Raw genomic sequence first — 18,726 nt, 5'->3', positions numbered from 1 at the left:
CCTGCCCTCAATTCTGCGATCATCTGGTCGATCCGCTTCCGCCTGGTCGCAGCCCGCACCTTTGCGCCATCGATCACATCGCCTGCAGTCGCCGGATCAGGACGCTCGCTTTGTCTCGACGTAGCGCTTGAAATTATCCAGGATCGCCTGCCATCCGCCGCGCTGCTGCTCGACCGAATGGGTATCCTCGCTGTCGAAGCTGACCTGTAGCTTGACGCCGCCGGCCTCGGGCGTGAATGCAACCTGCGCGGTGCGATCGCCGAACGAATATTCAAGCAGCCGCGGTGCCTCGACCCTGGTGTAGGTGCCGGCGAAATCGAATCCCATGCTGCCGTCCTTGGCCTCCATCCGCGACGAGAAGGCGCCACCGGCGCGCAGGTCCACGGTCGCAGCGGTGGTGTGCCAATCGTCGGAGGCCGCATTCCATTGCTTGATGTCGTCGGGTGTGGTGTAGGCGCGCCAGACATCCGCGATCGGCGCGGCAACGATGGTTTCGACGGCAATCCTCATATGCGTTCCTTCGTCGTGATTGAATGAAATGGGGCGCCCCTGGCGTCCGGCCGGAGCGGCGGACAGCAGTCACTCTACTAGGGCTATCCGCGATGATCCACCAATGGCTCCGCCGGCGGACAGCGCCTGCCCGGGCCGCAGATATCGTTCAACGAACCAAATGGTGGTGGCCGGCACAAGAATTTCGTCAGGAATGACCGTGTATGGAAGACAGGTCCAACGCCCGGAGAGGACGTCATGCGGAACCTGAATACTGTGCTGAGCAAGCTGAACGACCGCCTGCTGCGGCTGGAGGGCGAGCTGTTCGTGCTGCGATCGATCGCCCGCGCCGCCCTCACCGCCGGCGACGAATCCGCCGTCCGCACCCGCAAACTGCTCGAGGGCGCCAAGCTCGCGCTGTCAGACGAAGCCGAGCGGCCACTGGACGCCGCGACCGAGAAATACGTCGCGGCTGCGATCGCCATGGTCGACGAGCTGCTCGAGAGCCCTCGCGAGGCGGCGCCGCTGTTCAGGGTGATCGACGGCGGCAGGCGCGACGATTAGTCCGTTACGGACCGGGCTTAGCTCGCGCCCTGCACGGCCCTGTCATACGCCTCGATCGTCATCTTCGCACGGACCGCAACATCCTCCGCCGTCATGCCCGGCTTGTAGAGGCTGCTGCCGAGACCGAAGGCACGAATGCCGGCCTTCACATATTCCGCGAAATTCTGGTCCGAGACGCCGCCGACGGCGGCGATCATCGCATCCGCCGGCAGCACGGCGCGGATCGCCGAGATGCCGGAGGCACCGAGCACGCTCGCCGGAAAGAACTTCAGGCTCGAGGCACCGGCACGCGCGGCAAGCAGCGCTTCCGTCGGCGAGAACACGCCAGGCATCGTGACCATCGCGTAGTCCCGGGCCCGCTTCAGCACGTCGACATCGACGTTCGGCGACACCATGAGGCGCCCGCCGGCGTCGTGGAGACGATCGACGTCAACGGCTGACAGCACCGTGCCGGCGCCGATCAGGACATCGGCAGGCGCCCGCTTCACCGCGATCTCGATCGAACGGAACGGCTCGGGCGAGTTCAGCGGAATCTCGATCGCGGTCATACCAGCCTCGATGAGCGCACTGACGATGCCCAGGGCCTCGTCCGGCTTGATGCCGCGCAGGATCGCGACCAGCGGACGCTTCATCGGCGGAAACGGAATGCTCATGCGTTGATCCCTCAATTCTCCCAGATCGCCGCCGCTGCGCCGGCGAGGCCACGGCGAACCGCCTCCTCGGCATCCATGACGTTGAGCGGAATCGAAAGGCGTTGCAGCGCGATCCGATAGAGCCGTTGCAGGCGGCCCGACGCGATCAGCGTCACCGGCGTTGCCTGCTCCCGCTCCGCAAGGCCGGCCGCCAGTTCGGCGCCGATCAACGTGCCCGAGATCGTCTCGCGCGCGGCCTGCGCGCTGCCGCCGAACAGCAATTGCCGCGATCGCACCCGAAACAGCAGGTTGGCCGATAACGCTGGCGCAGCGAACGCCTCCATGACGGCCGAGCAAAACGCATCGGCATCGACAGCCTCATCCGCGCCCGCGATGGCGTGTGACAGGATGGTGTCGCGCGCGACCGCGCTGAACAATTCGCCGGTCATGAAGGTCGCAAAGCGTTCGACTGTGCCGCCGCGCAGGTGCACCCATTTGGAATGCGTTCCTGGCAGGCAAACGAGCGCCTCGCCCGACACGTCCAGGCCGAGCGCGCCGAGCAACTGGGTTTCCTCGCCGCGCATCACATCGGGAGCCGCGGCCTTGCGCTGTGCAATCCCCGGCAGGATGCGAATGTCCCGCGCCTGCCCGCCGACCATGGCGGCGCCCTTGAGGACGTCGGAGAGATGCGCCGGCGTGTCGATATAGCCGGCCTCGACCCAACCCTGCCGCGCACCGGCCATGCCGCAAATGATCACTGGCAGATTGGCCGCCGCACCCAGCGCGTCGAGATGCGATTGCAGCACGGAGGCAAAGCCGGTCCTGGCGGCCGCCGTCATGCCCTCGTCGCTGCGACGTTCGCCGAACACCTGGCCGCCGGCGTTCATCAGCCAGAGCCGGAAGCTGCTGGTGCCCCAATCGACCGCGACATAGGAAGGCCCGCTCACCGCGCTCTGTTCCACGCTCTCGGTTTCCGGCGCGGCAACGGCGCCGCTGCCGAGACGCGATAAAGGCCTTCCTCGCGCCGCGCAAGGCGGCCCGTTGCCGTGATGGCTCGAGGCCCCGTTCGCGGCGGCACATGCTCAGGCCGGTTACCGCGCGCCCCTCAGCGTACAGGATGTCGTACAGGTCGTGACGTTGCCATGGTCACACTTGATGCAGGTGTTGACGCACTGATCCATGACCTTGGGATTGTACTGACTATAGAGATTGGCCGCGCAGCTGTTGGTCGATCCGGTGACCTCCGGGTCGTTCCAGCAACCGGACAGTAAAAATGCTGCGGCACTCAAAATGGCGACCTTGCGCATAAGGCCTCCTGCCACGCTCTATCCAAGTAACCTTGATGGGTTAGGTTAAGATCCGGTTTCAATTGCGACCTTATTCGGAAGCAGTATTGCTTATCCACCGGACATTTCCCCAAGGTCCGGGCCCACACCGGCAAAGCCGTCAGGCGACCCCGCCTGGCGGCTTTGTTGCCCAGCAATGCACAAGGATACCAACAAGATGGCCCGAAAGCCGCGGTGGTCGTTCAAGGAGGACCGACGACTGATGGAATTGGCACGCTCCTCCAAGACGCTGGAGGAGGTCGTGAAGGCGACCGGCCGTTCGCCGGAGCGAATCAAGAAGATGGCGATGCGCCTCGGCCTCTCCATCAAGCCGCGTGACGCCACCAAGAAATGACTTGAAATACGGCCCCACGACGCCCCAGCCCGGCCGTCCAGAGCCCTTCCGAGCGAAATTGGCACCGGTTCGCGTTACGACGACGCGCCAGCAAACGAAACCTAGAGCTCCGGCGGACAATCGTCCTTGGCCCGTACCGGGATCGCCTTGGCCTCGCCGTCGACCTTCGCCTCGCGCTCGGCCTCGTCCGCCCGGGTGCAGGTGGTCAGCACGAAAGCCACCCTGCTGCATTGCCATCCGGGGCCCAGCCCCGCGCTCGACACCTGTTCGGGCGATGCCAGGGTGAGGGACGCATACGCTACTAAAACGGCACCCGCCGCGGCTGCGGCAGCCAGCGCCGCGCCCTTTACGGACCACAGCTTGGATATCATGGCCTTGGTTCCCGCCGATCTCTGGGACGAAATGAGGCAGCCCGCCTGTCCGCGTGTGACCGGAATCACAACCGGGACCAAACAGTTCAGCCCGAGTCTTTGGGTTGGATGTGGGACTGATATTGCACTGCCGCAAGGCGGGTCAGCGGGCCGGCTCGATCACATTACAGTTGGAGCGGCCCGACATCACGCAGTCCTGCAACTTGCTCGCCGTGGTCAGGCTGTGCGCAAGCCAAAGACCGACCGCGAGCATGACCGCGGCCACCAGCAGTCCGATCAGCGCGCCCCGGCGGCTGCCTCCATCTTCGGGTTCGCTCATCCTTGTTTCGGTTCCCGGTTGCAACGCGTGCATCATGACCGTTTGCACGGTTGCGTGCGATCAATTCTGCAACAGTCGCACAACGAAATGCGCGCCGGCGGCCGGCGGCCCCGTAATTCCATTGCGAGCGCGCGCGACTCGCGAAAAAATGCTCGTTGAAGTGGAGCGCGTGTGCGGGGCGTGCCGATGAGCGAACAGGAAGCGAGCTACGATTATCAGCGTTACAGGCAGCTTCTCTCGGAAGCCGTCGACGAGGCCAGCAGGCTGCGGCTGATCAGCCTTCTGATTGCAGAGAAAGCGCGCGACCGGCTGGAAGTCCAGCGTGCCTCGGACCGGGACGCCATGACTGCCGAGACGGTCGCCAAGGTCTTGGGTACTAAGGGTTTGGGTACCAAGGGTTTGGCTACCAAGGCCTTAGGCGACGGGCGGCGGGAGCAATTTCAGCGCGGCTAGGATTTCGGCGCCTTCCGCGGTAGATTCGGTGACCAACCACTCACCACGCCGGCGGGCCAGGCGTGCGTAACCTCCGCCATCGGCCATTTGCTGTCCGCTCATATCTCCCTTGCTCCACAGCCCTCCGTTCGCCACTGGCAATTTCTGCGCCGTTCACTTATTGAAGCGCCGAACCCAACCCCATCCATCACCCGAACAGAAAGCAGCAAGGCTTCCTCTATGAGTGGCTTCAAGGAACCGGGTTTTGCCGACCGCCAAAAGGCGGCCCTGCAGGCGCGGCAAAACCTCCTCAACAAATTTCGCGCCCAGCCTGGAGCTGACGATCCCGCTGTGAAGGCACGTGCCGACGAGCGCGCGGCGATCGCCGAACGCCGCACCAAGGCCAAGGAAGCCCGTGAGGCCGAGAAGGCCGAACAGAAGCGTCGCGAGGAAGAGGCCGCCGCTGCCGAGGCCGCCCGCATCGCGCGCGAGAAGGAAGAGGAAGCCGCCCGCGAGGAGGCGCTGCTCGCCGAGCAGAAGGCCAAGCGCGACGCGCGCTATGCGGCGCGCAAGGAGCGCGGCAAGAAGAAGCGCTAAGGCGCAGCCAAGCAGGCCCGCCACGATTGCGGGCCTGCGAAGGATGAGCGACGGCGGCGGTCAGTTCTTCTTCATGCCGTCGTCTTTCTTCATCATCGCGCCGCCGTCCTTCTTCATGGCGTCGTCTTTCTTCATGCCATCGTCCTTCTTCATGGCGTCCTTGGACATGGCATCCTTGGACATCGTGCCTTCCTTCTTCATCGCATCGTCGTGGCCCATCTTGTCCTGAGCGAAGGCGGCGGGCGCGAGCGCGAGGCTGAACGAGAGCAGCGCGGCGGAAAGGCCGAGGCGGGTCTTGGTGGTCATGATGATGATCCCTTGTATGATCCGATGTGAGCGCGACGACTTGCCGCTCTCTGCTCGACGCACTTGCGCCGCCCGTTGTTACCTCCAATAAAAAATTCTTGAAGCAGCGCCGCACCCGCCCGAAAGGCTGGTCGCGGAGGTTGAGTGGCGGCGCAGCGCTATCGCGCGGCAGTGTGCAGCGCAGCAACGGCAAGACTTGCTGCCGCATATGGGCCCGCACTATCAGGACGGCTCGAACTATCAGACTAGAGAAAATTCACGGGAAGACCGGCTAAGCTGAAGCTCCGCGCCGACCTAACAGCCACTCAAGAAGCCCCTCAGAGAAACAACCATGCTCACACGCCGCCACGTCCTCGCTTCCGCCCTCGCCGCACCCGCGATCGTGCGGTTTGGCATCGGAACCGCACATGCCGCGACCACGCTGAAGATTTCGCACCAATTCCCCGGCGGCACGATCGACAAGGGCGACTTCCGCGACCAGCTGTGCCGGATGTTCGCGGCCGAGGTCGCCAAGCGCTCGGGCGGCGATCTCACCGCCGAGGTCTATCCGAACTCGTCGCTGATCAAGACCAACGCCCAGTTCTCGGCGATGCGCAAGGGCGCGCTCGATCTCAGCCTCTATCCGATGCCCTATGCCGGCGGCGAATTGCCGGAGACCAATATCGGCCTGATGCCGGGTCTGGTCACGACCTACGACCAGGGCCTGCGCTGGAAGAAGGAGCCGGTCGGCAAGGCGCTCTCCGACTTCCTCGCCGACAAGGGCATTCTCTTGATCTCCTGGGTCTGGCAGGCCGGCGGCGTCGCCAGCCGCTCCAAGGCGATCGTGGCGCCCGAGGACGCCAAGGGCCTCAAGGTGCGCGGCGGCTCACGCGAGATGGACATGGTGCTGCAGACCGCCGGCGCCGCCGTGCTGTCGGTGCCCTCGAACGAGATCTACGCTGCGATGCAGACCGGCGCCTGCGATGCCGGCATCACCTCCTCCACCAGCCTGATCTCGTTCCGCCTCGAGGAGGTCGCGAAGTCGCTGACCTCGGGCGCCGGCGCCTCCTACTGGTTCATGCTGGAGCCGCTGATGATGTCGAAGGCGATCTTCGACAAGCTGCCGAAGAACCAGCAGGACATCATCCTCGCGGTCGGCGCCGAGCTCGAGGCGTTCGGCCGCAAGGGCGCGCAGGACGACGACGCCGAGGTCGCCAAGGTCTATGAGAAGGCCGGCGCCAAGGTCAGCGCGCTCGATGCCGCCACCGTCGGCAAGTGGCGCGACATCGCGCGCGACACCGCCTGGAAGGACTACGGCGCCAAGACGGCGACCGCTGCCAACCTGCTGAAGCTCGCAAGCGACGTCGCCGCATGATGCATGGTCCGGTCGCGGATCAGGCCGAAACCTCGAGCATGGCCACGGGCAATACGCCTGTGGCCCTGCTTGGGCGCGCGCTGTCCGTCTGCAACAACATCATCGTCGTGTTCGCAGCCCTCGCCTTGATCGCGGCCTGCGTGATCCTGAGCTACAGCGTGCTCGGCCGCGCCCTGTTCCACAGCCCGAACTACTGGCAGGACGAGGCCGCGGTGTTCCTGTTGGTCGGCGCCACCTTCATGACCTCGGCCTATGTCCAGAGCCAGCGTGGCCATGTCAGCATCGAGGCGTTCGTCGGCCTGCTCTCGGCCCGGGCCAACGGCATCAGGCTGTGGCTGGTCGATGTCGCGAGCTTCGCATTCTGCACCTTCTTCGCCTGGAAATCCTGGACCCTGGCGCACGAAGCCTATGTCGACGGCCAGGTGTCCAACTCGATGTGGTCGCCGCCGCTTGCCATCCCCTATGGGCTGATGGCGCTGGGCATGACGCTGCTCTGCGTGCAGCTGCTCTTGCAAATCCTCATTCCGCTGACAGGTGGCGCGCGCCGATGACCGTGTTTGGTATTGGCATCTCCTACGGACTTGCCACCCTGTTTGCGATGTTCTCCGGCATGCCGATCGCATTCGCGCTCGGTGCGGTCGCGGTCGTGTTCATGGCGATCTACATGCCGGCGGCCTCGCTCGATACGGTGACGCAGAACGTCTACGAGGAGATGGCCTCGATCACGCTGCTGTCGATCCCGCTGTTCATCCTGAAGGGCGCGGCGATCGGTAAATCGCGCGCCGGCCAGGATCTCTACTCGGCGCTGCACGCCTGGCTGCACCGCGTGCCCGGCGGCCTCGGCGTCGCCAACGTGTTCGCCTGCGCCCTGTTCGCGGCGATGGCCGGCTCTTCGCCTGCGACCTGCTCGGCGATCGGGTCGGCCGGCATTCCGGAGATGCGCAAGCGCGGCTATTCCGGTGGCTTTGCCGCGGGCATCATCGCCGCCGGCGGCACGCTCGGCATCCTGCTGCCGCCCTCGATCACGATGATCCTGTTCGCCGTCGCGGCCGAGAAATCGCTCGGGCGGCTGTTCCTCGCCGGCATCGGCCCCGGGCTGCTGCTGGTGTCGTTGTTCGGCTTCTACGCCGTGTTCCGCTTCCGCAAGGAATACGCGATGGCCAAGGCCGCCTATGAGGCGACCGGCAAGGACGCGGCGATCCTGCAGCGCGACGAGTTCACCATGGCCGAGCGATTCAGCGCGCTGCCGCGCGTGATCCCGTTCGTGCTGCTGCTGACCGGCGTGATGATCGCGCTCTATGGCGGCTACGCCACGCCGTCAGAGACCGCCGGCCTCGGCGGCCTGCTGGCGCTCGGGCTGATCGCCGTGATCTACAGCGTGTGGAAACCGAGCGACCTGTCGCCGATCCTGAAATCGACCATCCGCGAGTCCACCATGCTGATGCTGATCATCGGCATGTCGCTGCTCTATTCCTACGTGATGAGCTACCTGCACATCTCGCAGTCGGCCGCGGAAGCGATCGTCGCGATGCACTTGCCGCGCTGGGAGCTGCTATTTGCGATCCTCGTGATGGTGATCGTGCTCGGCTTCTTCCTGCCGCCGGTCTCGATCATCCTGATGACCGCGCCGATCATCCTGCCGCCGCTCCGCGCCGCCGAGTTCGACATCATCTGGTTCGGCGTCGTCATGACCATCGTGATGGAGATGGGCCTGATCCATCCGCCGGTCGGCCTCAACATCTTCGTCATCCGCAACGTCGCGCCCGACATCCCCCTGAGCGAGGTGATCTGGGGCACGCTGCCGTTCGTGCTGCTGATGATGTTCGCAGTGCTGATGCTGTGCTTCTTCCCGGAGATATCAACCTGGCTGCCGAACCTGGTGATGGGGCCGGACGGCGGGAGGTAAACCGTTTTCGGACGAACAAGGTAACGGTTCGCCTGAAGCAGCGCGTCAACCGGAGCTTCAGGCCGCCTCCTGCTCCCTCGCTGCCAGCGCCTTCTCGATCCGGCGGACCATCAACTCCGTCGGACGTCCCTCGCGCTGCAATCGGCGCAGCTCATTCCAGAGCCTGATGATTTCGCGGTCTCGCTCGGCGTCCATAGCGGCATTCTCCCGGGATACCCAATATGAACGAAACAAGAACAGAACTCAAGACCGCGCAACATGCGGTCGCGGGTGCTGGAACCAGGGCGACGCAGCGCGATTTGCTCCTTCATGAAAATGGCCAAAGCAATTCGCAAGCAGGCGCAGACCGCGGAACGGGTCGCAACCACGACGGCTGACGCCATCGTGGCCAACCAGATGCGCTCGCTTGCCCGCGCCTTCAGGAGCCAGGCCGATATCCTGAAAAAGAAAGAGAAGAAAAAGAAGAAGCAGTCTCGCCCGGGCTAGGGATAGCCGTCACCCGGCGTATCGACCTCGATGATATCGATCCGTGACACCGATTTGCTCTTCCGCAGCTCCTCGTAGGACGTCTCCGCGCTGAGGCAGAACAACGTCCTGCGGTCCGCGCCGCCGAGTGCACAGGCGAGCGCGCGGCGGCCCGGGAGTTCAATGCGCTCAAGCTCCGCGCCGTTGCGGTCGATCCGGACGAAGGCGTCCTCCGTGAACGAGGCGACCCAGACCGCCCCGTCGCGATCGAGGCAGATGCCGTCGGGATCGTTGACGCGACCGAACCGCCCCCGGAGACTCAACCCGCCGTCCGCGCCGATGTCGTAATCGGCAAGACCAGCGCCATCCATTTCCGCGACGACGAGCCGGCGGTGGTCGGAGGAGACGGCAATGCCGTTGGGAAACCGCAAGCCGTCGGCGACGACGCGGGCGCTGCCGTCGGGCATCACCAGGATGATCCGGCCGACCGCGCCGCGCCCCTCCGGCGGCGGCAGATTGAAGCCGAGATCGCCGACATAGGCACGTCCCTGCCCGTCGATGATCATGTCGTCGATCGTGCCGATCGCGACGTCGGAGAGGTCGGCATAGAGCGACAGCGCCCCATCGGAGAACCGCAGCAGCCGCTTCTTGAACATCGTCAGCACGACGATGTCGCCATTAGGCAGCACGCCGAGACCGCAGGGCGTGTCGTCGGTCACGACGGCATGCTCCTGCAACTCGCCCGATGTGCTGATGCTGAGCAGCGTCCGCGCCATGCAGTCGACGAACCAGAGCCGTCCTTGATGCCAGCGCGGGCCTTCGAAATAGCGGCCGCCATCGAGGATGGTTGTTGCCGCACTTCGATTCATGAGTCTTCCCCGTTCAGAATCTGATCCTGGCGGCTCGATCACTGCGGCGGTTCGTATCCGGCGAGCAACCTTACCAGCTCACTCTGTCGCGATGTGCCGGTCTTGCGGAACACGTTGTGAAGATGCGTCTTCACCGTCGCCTCCGTCAATCCCAGCAACTCGGCAAGCGCGCGCACGCCGCTCGCCTTCATCATGGCATCGAGCAGGCGAACCTCGCTCGCGGTGAGCTTGTAGAGCTTTGCCAGGGCCTCGAGCGGTGGCGGCGACGCCGGCGAGCTCCTGCGGACGAACACGGCGGCGATCGCGGAATGAACCGCTGCGCTACGTTGACGGTCGCCCGACGTCAGTGGCAGCACATGCGCAAACCATCGGCCATGCGGATCCGGCAGCAGCGGGATTGCCTGTGCCCGATCGCCTTGCATGCTATCGCCGACCTCGGCCGCCCCGAACAGATAACGAAGCCGCCTGTCGGCGTCCGCGTCCGTCGCAGCCAGCCCGCCGTTGCGCTCGCGGAGCAGCGTCTTCTCCGCCAACACCGATCGGCCGGCGTCGTTGGCAAAAACGATCCTTCCGCCGGTGCCTACAAGGAACACAGCGGAGTCGATCGTGTCGAGCGTTTCCGTGAGGACAGCGCTGGACGCCCTCGCCGTGTCGAACAACCTGGCGATCGAAACCGCCCGCTGGAAGTGTGGCACCACCAATGCGAACTTGCGCTGTACTTCGGCATCGGCGAAGCCGTCCTGATCATGCAGACGGACCGAGACGATCGAAGAATTGGTCGCTCCCTTTTCGAGGTTCGCCCCGAGAGCGTCGATCATCCTCTGCGGCTTCATCCATTCGTCATAGAAGCGGGTCTCAACCATCTCGTCGAACGGGACCATATCGTTGGATCGGTACACCTCGCCCACGTCGAAGAATGCCGCCGCTGGAAAGCAGGGATTGAGCGACAAATACGTCTCTAGATACAGCTTGGTGTAGTGCGCCTCTTCGTTGAACAGATGGAGCACCGCCGTGCGCTCCGTGGCGGTATCATGCCAGAACAGGGCTCCCGAGGAACCGCCAACGAACAGGCAGGCCCTCTCAAGAGCACGCGGCCAGAGGCCGGGATCCAATGAGGCGTCGTAAATGATGCCGATCACCTCTGAAAGAACTGCGGCTTCAGACGTCACGGCGTGGCTCTTATGACTTTCAAAACAAGCATGCGGGCATTCGCGCCTACACGTGGCTTATAGCGCGACGACGAAGGCGGTTGCGAGTCCATTTGCGCAGCAGCCCTTGCATTGTTCGGAGCAGCACAGCCCGCAACCGTTGCGTGTCGACGATGGGTGCAATCAGGCAACACCTGGCAGGCGAATCCGTAGATGCGATCCGATTTCAATCGAACGGTTGATGCGTCATCTGCAGTCCATCTCCACCATGATGCGCACAAGCTTGGTCGGAATGGGAACGATGGCATTCAAAAGACAGAAAAATATTGCGCGCAGAATGGCGAACAGGGAACCATCAAAGACGATGACGGCGATAGCCGCCACGACAATGCTATGTGCGACCAGTGTGATGGTGGGGTCACGTCCCGCCCAAGCGATTCATGCGGTCTGCTCTTTCGTGGATGGAGGCGAGCAAGACGTCCTCGTCGTCCAGGGCGACGACTGCTCTAGTCCATTCGATCCGTTTTTTGGCGGACCGCTGGCTCTCATAGATCCGGTTCACGCGGTGAAAGATGTGACGATCGACGGCACCACCACACTGGGCGGCGCGAGCAACATCAACGGCAACAGCACGTTCGCGGCCGGCTCGACGGCCACTTTCAACGGTGCCGCGGTGTTTAACGGCGGAGTGAAGCTGGCCAGCACGCTGAGCACGTCGGGCATCAGCAACACGGGCAACATCTCCACCGACACCCTGAGCACGACCGGGCTCGCCACGCTCAACTCACTCAGCGTAACCAACAACGCCAGCATCGGTGGCACTCTCAACGTGGCCGGACTTGCGACCTTCAATGGCGTCGTCAATCACGGCAACATCGCGACCGATACGCTGACGGCCACCACGTTGATCGCGGCACCGCTCGTCAATGCGACGACCTTGAACGCGACGACGGTGAACGCAACGACGATGAACGCAGCCACGGTAGCCGCGACCACCGTCAATGCAACCGACGTCAACGCAACCAACGTCAAGGCGACGACGGTCGCGGCCACGACGGTGAATGCATCGACCGTCAACGCAACCATGTCAAATATCGGCACGGCCAACGTGACCAGCGCCCTGCAGGTCGCCAGAGGCGCCGCCGTCAACATCGGCGGCAACAGGGTCCAGAATGTCGCGGCGCCGATCAGCGGAAGCGATGCAGCGAACAAGAGCTACGTCGATGCCAGCGTCGCCTCGCTTGGCGGACAGGTCGAACAGGCGCTGAGCGGCGTCAATACGCGGCTCGATGATATTGCGAGCCGCACCACCAAGGCCACCGCCGGCGTCGCGATGGCGTTTGCGATGGCCGGCGTCCCGACCGTGCTGCCGACCGAGCGCGTTGCCTTCACGATGAACTATGGCAACTTCCAGGGCCAGAACGGCGTTGCCATCAACGGGGCGGTCCGGCTCAACGACAACTTCCAGCTCACCGGCGGCGTCGGCTATTCGACCGCGCAAAGCCTTGTGGGTGCACGTGCCGGCCTGCGCGTCGGATGGTGAGGCTCGGTTCGGTCTGGCCGGTCGCGGGCGTCGCCGCGCTTGGCACGGGGCTAGTGGTGGCTGCGATGATGCCAACCGGTACCATCGCCCAGCCAGATCCGCCTGCTCCGGCTCCTACGCAACAGGCGGCGCCGATCAAGCCAGCGCCGGACAAGGCTTCCGCTGAGCGCACGCCGGCCAAGGTCCAGGTGCCGCTCGATCAGGCGCTGCTGCTGGTGCGCGCGACACTGCTGACGCTGAATGATGCCAACCGCTCCGGCAACTACGGTGTCCTGCGTGACCTCGCGTCACAGGATTTCCAGGCCCGTAACAGCTCGGCCGATCTGGCGCTGGTCTTCGCCGAAATGCGGCGAAGCAATTTGACCCTGTTCAGCGTGATGCTGCTGTCTCCGCAGCTCGCCGCTGCGCCGGAGATCGACGCCGAGGGGCGCCTGCGCATCTCCGGCTACGTGCCGACCAGTCCACAGCAGGTCAAATTCGATCTCGTCTACGAGTCCTCGTCGCGGCAGTGGAAGCTCCTCAACATCAATATCTCGACCACCCCCGCGCAGACGGCGAAGGCCGCCGACCAGGAACAGAAGCCGCAGGCGCGAAACCCAAAAGCTGTCTCACGACAGGTGGTGACACCGAAAGTTGCGCCCGCGAAGCCCTGATCGATAGGCCCGGGCCCGGAACCGTTCCTTCGGGATTGTCCGTAAAACCCCGGTTCCCGCGGGTTCCGCGTGTCACATTCCACATTTCGCCGTGTTTCCCTGTTGAGTTGCGGCAGCATTAACACTCGAGAATCGAGAGTAGTGATAATCTGCGGCGGTTGTGCCGCTGTATGACGCGTTCTGTTTGTGCCTCGTGGTTTCTCAGGGGGGACCAGGGAATGAACCGGTGCCTACGTCCGCTGGCGTGTTTCGCCACAGCTGCCGCGCTCGCGCTGCTTCCAGTCCAGGCGACCGCCAAGCCGCATCACCAGCATCAGGCCAAGAGCGGCGCCAAGAGCGGCCACGGTGACAAGAAGGCGCATGGCGCCAAGGCTAACTCCAAGGCTGCGCGCGAGAGCGGCTCCGGCAAGCGCCGGCACGCCAGACATGGCACCGACAAACGCAAATCCGCAAAGGCCAGATCAGCTCCGTCCAAATCGACCGAGACCAGCAAGGCGCCGGAACCGGAGAAGCCTGCCGGGCCGCAATTGTCGGGCGATCTTGCCAACGTCAGGGATGCAATCCTCGCCGCGCGCAGAGGCAAGACCAACGACGCGACCGATATCCAGGCGAAGATCACCGACCCGGTCGGGCGCAAGCTCGTCGAGTGGTACCTGCTGCGCCATTCGGAGTCGAATGCGCCGTTCAGCCGCTATGCGGCGTTCGTCTCGGCCAACCCGGATTGGCCGAGCGTCACGCTGCTCCGCAAACGGGCCGAAGCGCGGATGTGGCAGGAACGCAGCGATCCGGCCACAGTGCACGGCTTCACCCTCGATCAGCCAATCAGCGCCAAGGGCAAGTTCGCCCTCGCCCGTACGCTGCTCACTGAGGGCGACCGCGACGGCGCCACGCGGCTGGTGCGCGAGGCCTGGCGCTCGGAGGAACTGCTGGACCGTACCGAGAGCGACGCCTACGACGCATTCAAGGACCTGCTGACGCGCGACGACCATCGCGCGCGCATGGACAGGCGGATCGGCGCCAAGGATCTCGCCGGCGCCAGGCGTGCGGCCCAGCACCTCGGCAGCGATGAGCTCGCGATCGTGAAAGCCTGCGGCGCGGTCCGCGGGCAATCCAGCAAGGCGGAGGACACACTCAACGACGTGCCGGCGGACGCCCGCAGCGACCTCGGCTACACGCTGTGCCGCATCCAGTGGCTGCTCGCGAAGAACAGGATCGATGATGCGGCGCGCGTGACGATTGCGGCGGCGCCCGAGACGATGGCGCAGCAGGACACCGACCAATGGTGGCGCGAGCGCCGCATCCTTTCCCGCAAGCTGCTCGACCAGGGCGAGTACCAGGCGGCCTATGACGTGATCCGGGGCGCGGCGGCGCCGGACAATCCCTACTACCGGTCCGACATGCACTTCATGCGCGGCTGGATCGCGCTGCGCTATCTCGATGATGCCAAGACCGCGGCGGCGCATTTCGCACACATCGACGAAGGCCAGACCAACCCGACCGTGCTGGCGCGCGCCGCCTATTGGCGCGGCCGCGCTGCCGAGGCGCTCGGCAACTCCGCGGCGATGCGCGCCGACTACCAGGCCGCCGCGCGCTATCCGACCGCCTATTATGGTCAGTTGGCATTGGCCAAGCTCGGCCGCGATGGTGGCGTCGAGCTCCGCGCACCCTCGCCGGCGCCGGCGCCGGCAGCATGGCGGCCGATGAACGGGTTCGTGCCGCCGACATGCTCTATGCGATCGGCGAGCCCGACATCGTGCTCTACTTCGCAGCCGACCTCGCTGAGGAAAGCACCGACGTCGGGATGCTCGAGGCGCTCGGCGAACTCACCGGCCGTCACAACGATGCCCGAGCGATGCTGCAGATCGGCAAGATCGCGCTCGCGCGGGGCTTTGCCTTCGACCATTACGCCTTCCCGGTCATCGGCATCCCCAAGCACACCCCGATCGCGCCCGATATCGGACGCAGCATGACCTACTCGATCGCGCGCACCGAGAGCGCATTCGATCAGCGCGACAAGTCGGCGGCCAACGCCGTCGGCCTGATGCAGGTGACGCCCGAAGCCGGCCGCGACACCGCCAAGCGTTTCGGCGTCAGCTACGATTGGAGCAGGATGGTGTCCGATCCGGTCTACAACACCCAGATGGGCGCGGCCGAATTGAGTGCGCTGCTGGCGGAATACCGCGGCTGCCACATCATGACGTTTGCCGGCTACAACGCCGGCCGCGGCCGTGTCCGCGACTGGATCAAGGCCTATGGCGACCCGCGAGATCCAAAGGTCGATCCGGTCGACTGGGTGGAGCGGATTCCGATCTCGGAGACGCGCAACTACGTGCAGCGCGTGGTGGAGAATTTCGCCGTCTATCAGGCGCGGTTCGAGGACGCCGGCACGGCGGTCGTGGCAAGGAGCGGCGAGCACGTCGTGACGCAGGAGACCAACGCGGCGCCGGCGCAGTGAGATTCCAACGCGTGACGCCTGTCCCGCTGCGCGGCTAAAGCATATCCGCCGATACGCGAACCTCCTTGCGTGCAAAAAGCCACGACACACCTGCGACAAGGCAGGCGAATGCGATCCAGGCAATGATCGCGCGCGCCTCTCCCGGAGTGTCGATTCCGTAATGGTCGATGATAAGGACCGGAATCAGATACGCGGCCATGACGGTCCAAATGCTCCAGAACCCGGTTCGGGTCAGAACGAAATAGACCAGGCCGCCGTAAACGAATTGGCACGCCAGCGCAGCGGCCAGGACGATCAGGAACAGGCGAAGATGATCGGCCCAGTGCAAAACATGCACGCCTTCCGGGGGGGGGCGCCCAAGGCACCATCCAGCCTACAAAGGCGACCGCAAACGCGGTGCTGGACGCAAGCCACGCAAGCGCAAGATTCTTCATGAGCAATCCTCCTGCTCCGGAAGATCGACCGCCCTCACTCGACCTTCACATTGGCGGCCTTGATCATCGGCCACCACTTCGCGATTTCCGCCTTCTGCCAGGCGCCGAGTGCTTCCGGCTTCAGCTGGTCTTGCGGCGGCATCTGCAAGCCGAGATTTTCGAGCTGCTTCTTCACGGCGGGGTCACGCAGCGCCTGGATCGCAGCCGTGTTGAGCTTGGCCACGATCTCCTGCGGCGTGCCCTTCGGCACCCAGAGGCCGGACCACAGCGTCATGTGGAAGCCGGGCAGGCCAGCCTCATCGACCGTCGGGACTTCGGGCGCATTCGCGACCCGCTTGGAATCGGTGACGGCATAGGCACGGATGTTGCCGGCACGGACCTGGTTGATCGAGTTCGAGGTCTGATCGACGATGATGTCGATCTGGCCGGCGACGAGGTCGTTCAGCGCCGGCCCGGTGCCGCGATACGGCACGTATTGCAGCTTGATGCCGGAGACGTTCTCGAAATAGAGCCCGGCGATATGGCTGCCGCTGCCGGCGCCGGCGGTGCCTGCGGTCGGCGGCGCCGGCCGCGACTTCAACCACGCGAGCAACTCCTTCAGCGTCTTCGCCGGCACGTCGTTCTTGCTGACGATGATCATCGGATTGCTCGGCAGCAGCACGACCGGCTCGAGATCCTCGACGAGGTCGTAGCCGAGCTTGTAGATCGCGCCGTTCGCGACGTGGGTGCCGAGATGGCCGAACGAGACGGTGTAGCCGTCCGGCGCCGCGCGCACCGCGCGGCCGACGCCGATCGAACCGCCCGCACCGGTCACGTTCTCGATCAGGACCACCTCACCGAGCGACTGCTTCATCCGCTCGGCAAGAATGCGCGCCATGGCATCCGATGGACCGCCGGCAGCGAACGGCACGACGATGGTGATCGGGTGCGCGGGCCAGGTTTCCGCGTGTGCAGCGCCGACTAGCGTCACAAACGCGGCCAAAACAGCCCACAGGATTCGACGCATCATTCACTCCATCAAATGATACCGTCATTGCGAGGAGCGAAGCGACGAAGCAATCCATGGTTCAGCAAGCGGTGAGATGGATTGCTTCGCTGCGCTCGCAATGACGACTGCAACAACAGGTTAGAACTGCGAGAAGTCGATCGGCTTGTGCCGGTCGAGCGCGCGGGTCACCGGCGGCAGCGGGTATTTCAGGCCGCTGGCACAGTTGAACAGCATCACGCGGTCACCCTTCGAGACGCTGCCATCGGCAAGGCTCTCCTTGTAGGCCGCATAGGTCGCAGCGCCTTCGGGGCACAGCAACAACCCCTCCTCACGCGCGACCTCGTTGAGCGCGGCGCTGATCTTGTCGTCATCGACCGCGATCGCAAATCCCTTGCTCTCGCGCACCGCGCGCAGGATGAGGAAGTCGCCGATCGCCTGCGGCACGCGGATGCCGGAGGCGATGGTGTGGGCGTCCTCCCAGCGCGCCGCATGCTCGGTGCCGGCCTCGTAAGCGCGCACCATCGGCGCGCAGCCGGAGGCCTGCACCGCGACCATCCGCGGACGCTTCGAGCCGATGAAACCGATCTTTTCGAGCTCGTCGAACGCCTTCCACATGCCGATCAGGCCGGTGCCGCCGCCGGTCGGATAGAAGATCACGTCGGGCACGTCCCAGCCGAGCTGCTCGGCGAGCTCGAGGCCCATCGTCTTCTTGCCCTCGATCCGGTACGGCTCCTTCAGGGTCGAGGTATCGAACCAGCCGACCTTTGCCTTGCCCTCGCCGACGATCTTGCCGCAGTCGTCGATATAGCCGTTGACGCGATAGACGCTGGCGCCCTGCAGCTCGATCTCGCTGACATTCACCTCCGGCGTATCCGCCGGGCAGAAGATCGTGGTCTTGATGCCGCAGGAGGTCGCGTAGGCCGCGAGCGCCGCGCCCGCATTGCCGTTGGTCGGCATCGCCATGTGCTTGATGCCGAGCGCCTTGCCCATCGACACCGCCATCACGAGGCCGCGCGCCTTGAACGAGCCGGTCGGCAGCCGCCCCTCGTCCTTGACGATGATCTCACCGCCGCCGAGCTTGGCGCCGAGCCTCGGCAACCGGATCAGCGGCGTCGTGACTTCTCCAAGACTGACGATGTCCTGGCACTTGCGCACCGGCAGCAGCTCGCGGTAACGCCACAGGTCGGCCGGACGCTCGGCCAGCGCATCCTTGGTGAGCGCCTTCTTCACCCCCGCGAGGTCGTAGCGCACCAAGAGCGGCTTGCCGGCCTTGGAGAGATTGTGCACCTGGTCGGCCGCGTAATGATCGCCCTCCATCGCGCATTCGAGATGGGTCACGAAGGTCGGGCGTTCGATGGTGAGGTTGTCGTTGTCTTTCACGAGATTCTGTCCTTCTTGTTCTTCGTGATGTCTTCTCCGCCAGACCCGTCACCCTGAGGAGCGCGAAGCGCGTCTCGAAGGGCGACGAGCCCCGCTGCTCGATCCGGGCCGTGCATCCTTCGAGACGCTTGCTACGCAAGC

General features: G+C 64.6%; 23 protein-coding genes and 1 pseudogene. 11 read left to right on the top strand and 13 right to left on the bottom strand.

The window, feature by feature from the left end; all coding sequences use genetic code 11:
- Window positions 1–96: 96 nt before the first annotated feature.
- A complete protein-coding gene (locus tag AKN84_RS05000; protein ID WP_050419662.1) occupies window positions 97–510 on the bottom strand; it encodes an SRPBCC family protein in 414 nt (137 codons plus the stop codon).
- A 237-nt stretch (window positions 511–747) separates the two neighbouring features.
- Here AKN84_RS05000 and AKN84_RS04995 point away from each other — a divergent pair, with 237 nt between their 5' ends.
- The gene (locus tag AKN84_RS04995; protein WP_050419661.1) at window positions 748–1,053 is read left to right on the top strand and encodes a hypothetical protein; all 306 of its coding nucleotides are present in this window, start codon (window positions 748–750) and stop codon (window positions 1,051–1,053) included.
- A gap of 17 nt (window positions 1,054–1,070) precedes the next feature.
- Here AKN84_RS04995 and AKN84_RS04990 read toward each other — a convergent pair whose 3' ends face one another.
- The 3 genes from AKN84_RS04990 to AKN84_RS44575 all read right to left on the bottom strand — a co-directional run bounded on the left by AKN84_RS04990 (window position 1,071) and on the right by AKN84_RS44575 (window position 2,992).
- On the bottom strand, window positions 1,071–1,706 hold the full coding sequence (locus AKN84_RS04990; protein WP_050419660.1) for a 2-dehydro-3-deoxy-6-phosphogalactonate aldolase: 636 nt from the start codon (window positions 1,704–1,706) through the stop codon (window positions 1,071–1,073).
- Window positions 1,707–1,717: 11 nt separating this feature from the next.
- Complete coding sequence (locus tag AKN84_RS04985; RefSeq protein ID WP_050419796.1) at window positions 1,718–2,632, bottom strand: 2-dehydro-3-deoxygalactonokinase; 915 nt, start codon at window positions 2,630–2,632, stop codon at window positions 1,718–1,720.
- Window positions 2,633–2,776: 144 nt separating this feature from the next.
- Window positions 2,777–2,992: a hypothetical protein gene (locus tag AKN84_RS44575; RefSeq protein WP_128970447.1), complete on the bottom strand. Its 216-nt coding sequence runs from the start codon at window positions 2,990–2,992 to the stop codon at window positions 2,777–2,779.
- A 196-nt stretch (window positions 2,993–3,188) separates the two neighbouring features.
- Here AKN84_RS44575 and AKN84_RS04980 point away from each other — a divergent pair, with 196 nt between their 5' ends.
- The gene (locus AKN84_RS04980; RefSeq protein ID WP_167351833.1) at window positions 3,189–3,365 is read left to right on the top strand and encodes a hypothetical protein; all 177 of its coding nucleotides are present in this window, start codon (window positions 3,189–3,191) and stop codon (window positions 3,363–3,365) included.
- 101 nt (window positions 3,366–3,466) lie between these two features.
- Here AKN84_RS04980 and AKN84_RS04975 read toward each other — a convergent pair whose 3' ends face one another.
- Window positions 3,467–3,736, bottom strand: coding sequence for a hypothetical protein (locus AKN84_RS04975; protein WP_050419658.1), 270 nt, complete (start codon window positions 3,734–3,736; stop codon window positions 3,467–3,469).
- Window positions 3,737–3,878: 142 nt separating this feature from the next.
- On the bottom strand, window positions 3,879–4,055 hold the full coding sequence (locus tag AKN84_RS47960; protein WP_167351832.1) for a hypothetical protein: 177 nt from the start codon (window positions 4,053–4,055) through the stop codon (window positions 3,879–3,881).
- A gap of 186 nt (window positions 4,056–4,241) precedes the next feature.
- Between AKN84_RS47960 and AKN84_RS04965 the strand changes: the two genes are divergently transcribed.
- Window positions 4,242–4,508 (top strand): hypothetical protein, encoded by a 267-nt coding sequence (locus AKN84_RS04965; RefSeq protein WP_244484929.1) that lies wholly within the window; start codon window positions 4,242–4,244, stop codon window positions 4,506–4,508.
- Between the two features lie 219 nt (window positions 4,509–4,727).
- Entirely contained in the window at window positions 4,728–5,084 is a 357-nt protein-coding gene (locus AKN84_RS04960; protein ID WP_050419656.1) for a DUF6481 family protein, read from the top strand.
- 60 nt (window positions 5,085–5,144) lie between these two features.
- On the opposite strand, the gene AKN84_RS04955 is transcribed toward AKN84_RS04960, so the two are convergent.
- A complete protein-coding gene (locus AKN84_RS04955) occupies window positions 5,145–5,390 on the bottom strand; it encodes a pentapeptide MXKDX repeat protein (protein WP_050419655.1) in 246 nt (81 codons plus the stop codon).
- A 331-nt stretch (window positions 5,391–5,721) separates the two neighbouring features.
- Between AKN84_RS04955 and AKN84_RS04950 the strand changes: the two genes are divergently transcribed.
- The 3 genes from AKN84_RS04950 to AKN84_RS04940 are packed head-to-tail and all read left to right on the top strand — an operon-like array spanning window position 5,722 to window position 8,650.
- Window positions 5,722–6,744, top strand: a complete 1,023-nt coding sequence (locus tag AKN84_RS04950; protein ID WP_050419654.1) for a TRAP transporter substrate-binding protein — start codon at window positions 5,722–5,724, stop codon at window positions 6,742–6,744.
- Between the two features lie 38 nt (window positions 6,745–6,782).
- Window positions 6,783–7,295: a TRAP transporter small permease gene (locus tag AKN84_RS04945; RefSeq protein WP_430649886.1), complete on the top strand. Its 513-nt coding sequence runs from the start codon at window positions 6,783–6,785 to the stop codon at window positions 7,293–7,295.
- Complete coding sequence (locus AKN84_RS04940; protein WP_050419653.1) at window positions 7,292–8,650, top strand: TRAP transporter large permease; 1,359 nt, start codon at window positions 7,292–7,294, stop codon at window positions 8,648–8,650. The genes AKN84_RS04945 and AKN84_RS04940 overlap by 4 nt, the downstream gene beginning before the upstream one ends.
- A gap of 57 nt (window positions 8,651–8,707) precedes the next feature.
- On the opposite strand, the gene AKN84_RS47175 is transcribed toward AKN84_RS04940, so the two are convergent.
- Complete coding sequence (locus AKN84_RS47175) at window positions 8,708–8,845, bottom strand: hypothetical protein (RefSeq protein ID WP_157863247.1); 138 nt, start codon at window positions 8,843–8,845, stop codon at window positions 8,708–8,710.
- Window positions 8,846–8,908: 63 nt separating this feature from the next.
- Between AKN84_RS47175 and AKN84_RS44570 the strand changes: the two genes are divergently transcribed.
- Window positions 8,909–9,136: a hypothetical protein gene (locus AKN84_RS44570; protein WP_128970445.1), complete on the top strand. Its 228-nt coding sequence runs from the start codon at window positions 8,909–8,911 to the stop codon at window positions 9,134–9,136.
- On the opposite strand, the gene AKN84_RS04935 is transcribed toward AKN84_RS44570, so the two are convergent.
- Window positions 9,133–9,984 (bottom strand): SMP-30/gluconolactonase/LRE family protein, encoded by an 852-nt coding sequence (locus AKN84_RS04935; protein ID WP_050419652.1) that lies wholly within the window; start codon window positions 9,982–9,984, stop codon window positions 9,133–9,135. The two genes, AKN84_RS44570 and AKN84_RS04935, sit on opposite strands and share 4 nt — an antisense overlap.
- Window positions 9,985–10,022: 38 nt before the next feature.
- Complete coding sequence (locus AKN84_RS04930; protein ID WP_244484928.1) at window positions 10,023–11,123, bottom strand: helix-turn-helix transcriptional regulator; 1,101 nt, start codon at window positions 11,121–11,123, stop codon at window positions 10,023–10,025.
- Window positions 11,124–11,373: 250 nt separating this feature from the next.
- Between AKN84_RS04930 and AKN84_RS04925 the strand changes: the two genes are divergently transcribed.
- From AKN84_RS04925 to AKN84_RS04915, 3 genes and pseudogenes are all read left to right on the top strand, one after another.
- On the top strand, window positions 11,374–12,675 hold the full coding sequence (locus AKN84_RS04925) for a YadA-like family protein (protein ID WP_128970444.1): 1,302 nt from the start codon (window positions 11,374–11,376) through the stop codon (window positions 12,673–12,675).
- A gap of 53 nt (window positions 12,676–12,728) precedes the next feature.
- Window positions 12,729–13,328 carry a hypothetical protein gene (locus AKN84_RS04920; protein ID WP_193399628.1) on the top strand — a complete coding sequence of 200 codons (600 nt, stop codon included), beginning with the start codon at window positions 12,729–12,731 and terminating at the stop codon, window positions 13,326–13,328.
- A gap of 218 nt (window positions 13,329–13,546) precedes the next feature.
- Window positions 13,547–15,783 (top strand): annotated as a pseudogene (locus AKN84_RS04915) (lytic transglycosylase domain-containing protein).
- 34 nt (window positions 15,784–15,817) lie between these two features.
- On the opposite strand, the gene AKN84_RS04910 reads toward AKN84_RS04915, so the two are convergent.
- The 3 genes from AKN84_RS04910 to AKN84_RS04900 form a co-directional block, all read right to left on the bottom strand.
- Window positions 15,818–16,111 (bottom strand): hypothetical protein, encoded by a 294-nt coding sequence (locus AKN84_RS04910; protein ID WP_128970443.1) that lies wholly within the window; start codon window positions 16,109–16,111, stop codon window positions 15,818–15,820.
- A 140-nt stretch (window positions 16,112–16,251) separates the two neighbouring features.
- Window positions 16,252–17,223 (bottom strand): tripartite tricarboxylate transporter substrate binding protein BugD, encoded by a 972-nt coding sequence (locus AKN84_RS04905; protein WP_050419794.1) that lies wholly within the window; start codon window positions 17,221–17,223, stop codon window positions 16,252–16,254.
- A 120-nt stretch (window positions 17,224–17,343) separates the two neighbouring features.
- Complete coding sequence (locus AKN84_RS04900) at window positions 17,344–18,585, bottom strand: threonine synthase (protein WP_050419648.1); 1,242 nt, start codon at window positions 18,583–18,585, stop codon at window positions 17,344–17,346.
- Window positions 18,586–18,726: the final 141 nt, after the last annotated feature.

Source organism: Bradyrhizobium tropiciagri (assembly GCF_001189845.1).
Taxonomy (GTDB): Bacteria; Pseudomonadota; Alphaproteobacteria; order Rhizobiales; family Xanthobacteraceae; genus Bradyrhizobium; species Bradyrhizobium tropiciagri.
The sequence above is the reverse complement of the archived record's forward strand: the minus strand, read 5'-3'. Positions and strand labels throughout refer to the sequence as shown.

Bases quoted from the DNA above. Each gene is read 5' to 3' on its own strand.
- AKN84_RS04975 (WP_050419658.1), bottom strand. From the start codon at position 3,736: ATGATATCCAAGCTGTGGTCCGTAAAGGGCGCGGCGCTGGCTGCCGCA.
- AKN84_RS04990 (WP_050419660.1), bottom strand. From the start codon at position 1,706: ATGAGCATTCCGTTTCCGCCGATGAAGCGTCCGCTGGTCGCGATCCTG.
- AKN84_RS47175 (WP_157863247.1), bottom strand. From the start codon at position 8,845: ATGGACGCCGAGCGAGACCGCGAAATCATCAGGCTCTGGAATGAGCTG.
- AKN84_RS44575 (WP_128970447.1), bottom strand. From the start codon at position 2,992: ATGCGCAAGGTCGCCATTTTGAGTGCCGCAGCATTTTTACTGTCCGGT.
- AKN84_RS04940 (WP_050419653.1), top strand. From the start codon at position 7,292: ATGACCGTGTTTGGTATTGGCATCTCCTACGGACTTGCCACCCTGTTT.
- AKN84_RS04965 (WP_244484929.1), top strand. From the start codon at position 4,242: ATGAGCGAACAGGAAGCGAGCTACGATTATCAGCGTTACAGGCAGCTT.
- AKN84_RS47960 (WP_167351832.1), bottom strand. From the start codon at position 4,055: ATGAGCGAACCCGAAGATGGAGGCAGCCGCCGGGGCGCGCTGATCGGA.
- AKN84_RS44570 (WP_128970445.1), top strand. From the start codon at position 8,909: ATGCGGTCGCGGGTGCTGGAACCAGGGCGACGCAGCGCGATTTGCTCC.
- AKN84_RS04995 (WP_050419661.1), top strand. From the start codon at position 748: ATGCGGAACCTGAATACTGTGCTGAGCAAGCTGAACGACCGCCTGCTG.
- AKN84_RS04905 (WP_050419794.1), bottom strand. From the start codon at position 17,223: ATGCGTCGAATCCTGTGGGCTGTTTTGGCCGCGTTTGTGACGCTAGTC.
- AKN84_RS05000 (WP_050419662.1), bottom strand. From the start codon at position 510: ATGAGGATTGCCGTCGAAACCATCGTTGCCGCGCCGATCGCGGATGTC.
- AKN84_RS04925 (WP_128970444.1), top strand. From the start codon at position 11,374: ATGCGTCATCTGCAGTCCATCTCCACCATGATGCGCACAAGCTTGGTC.
- AKN84_RS04955 (WP_050419655.1), bottom strand. From the start codon at position 5,390: ATGACCACCAAGACCCGCCTCGGCCTTTCCGCCGCGCTGCTCTCGTTC.
- AKN84_RS04945 (WP_430649886.1), top strand. From the start codon at position 6,783: ATGGCCACGGGCAATACGCCTGTGGCCCTGCTTGGGCGCGCGCTGTCC.
- AKN84_RS04950 (WP_050419654.1), top strand. From the start codon at position 5,722: ATGCTCACACGCCGCCACGTCCTCGCTTCCGCCCTCGCCGCACCCGCG.
- AKN84_RS04980 (WP_167351833.1), top strand. From the start codon at position 3,189: ATGGCCCGAAAGCCGCGGTGGTCGTTCAAGGAGGACCGACGACTGATG.
- AKN84_RS04960 (WP_050419656.1), top strand. From the start codon at position 4,728: ATGAGTGGCTTCAAGGAACCGGGTTTTGCCGACCGCCAAAAGGCGGCC.
- AKN84_RS04935 (WP_050419652.1), bottom strand. From the start codon at position 9,984: ATGAATCGAAGTGCGGCAACAACCATCCTCGATGGCGGCCGCTATTTC.